Below are 1,401 nucleotides of genomic sequence, written 5' to 3'. Positions count from 1 at the left end.
AAGGGCGTGATGATCGAGCATCGCGGCCTGGGCAACCTCATGCACTGGGGCTCGCAACTGTGCCCGAATGCCGAGGGTGGCGCGTTGTTGCAGCGGGCGCCGTTCAGTTTTGACGGTTCGGTGTGGGAGCTGTTCTGGCCGCTGACCAATGGCATGCGCCTGGTCCTGGCGCGTCCCGATGGGCACCGTGAACCGGCGTACCTGGCGCAGGTGATTCGTGAGCAACAGGTCAGCGTGATCAAGTTTGTGCCGGCGATGTTGCAGCAGTTTCTGGAGCTGGAGGAGTCTGCGCTTTGTACCAGCCTTACCGACGTTTTATGCGGTGGTGGGGAGCTGACAGAGGCCTTGGCCCGTGGGGTTCAGGCGCGGTTGCCCAAAGTGCGCTTGCATAACGTCTACGGACCGACCGAGGCGACGGTGGACAGCAGTGCCTGGACGCTGGAGCCGGGTGCGCCGGTGCCGGGGTTGCAGTTGCCGATTGGGCGGGCCATCAGTAATACCCGGCTTTACGTATTGGATGAGCATGATCGGCCGGTGCCGCTGGGGTGCAGTGGGCAGTTGCATATCGGCGGGGTGGGCGTGGCTCGCGGGTATCTGGGGTTGGCGCAGATGACGGCGGAGCGGTTTATCGATAGCCCGTTTGTGGCGGGGGATCGGTTGTATCGCACGGGGGATCTGGTGCGGTATTTGCCGGACGGGAACCTGGAGTTTCTGGGGCGCAATGACTTTCAGGTGAAGCTGCGTGGGGTGCGGCTGGAGCTGGGGGAGGTTGAGGCACGGTTGGCGGCGCATCCTGCATTGCGCGAGGTGGCGGTGTTGATTCGGGATGAGCGGTTGGTGGCGTATTTCACTGTTCGTGATGCGGTGCCGGGGCTTGAGGCGTTGCGCAGTTACATGGTGGAGGGGTTGCCTGAGTACATGGTGCCTTCGGCGTTTGTGCGGGTGGAGGTGTGGCCGCTTAATCCGGCGGGGAAGCTGGATCGCAAGGGGTTGCCGGAGCCTGGGGTGGAGGCGGTGTTGAGTCGCGCCTATGAACCGCCTCAGGGGGAGGTGGAGAAGGTGATTGCTGGGGTTTGGGCGCAGGTGCTGAAGCTGGATCGGGTGGGGCGTCAGGATCATTTCTTTGAGTTGGGGGGGCATTCGTTGTTGGCCGTGGGGGTGGTGGCGCGGCTGCGTAAGGCGGGGTTGGAGGTGGATGCCCGGTCGTTGTTCAGTCAGCCGACGGTGGTGGGGTTGGCGGGGGTGGTTGGGAGGCGGGTGGAGCGGGTGGAGGTGGTGCCTGCTTTGGGGATTCCGCAGTTGGGGCGTAGACGTAGGATTTGAGTGGTGGTGTGGTGTGTATATCCGTTATTTAGGTAACGGCCACCTATGGTTCCGCTCTTACAGCGGCTCACTTTGGAA

General features: G+C 63.0%; 1 protein-coding gene. It reads left to right on the top strand.

Going from position 1 to position 1,401, the window contains the following annotated elements; all coding sequences use genetic code 11:
* A partial coding sequence (locus HX846_RS25510; RefSeq protein ID WP_178966329.1) for a non-ribosomal peptide synthetase occupies positions 1-1,323 on the top strand: 1,323 nt, incomplete at its 5' end.
* Positions 1,324-1,401 lie beyond the last annotated feature (78 nt).

The sequence above is a fragment of the Pseudomonas sp. K5002 genome (assembly GCF_013386655.1).
Classification (GTDB): domain Bacteria; phylum Pseudomonadota; class Gammaproteobacteria; order Pseudomonadales; family Pseudomonadaceae; genus Aquipseudomonas.
This window is presented reverse-complemented; position numbering and strand designations above follow the sequence as displayed.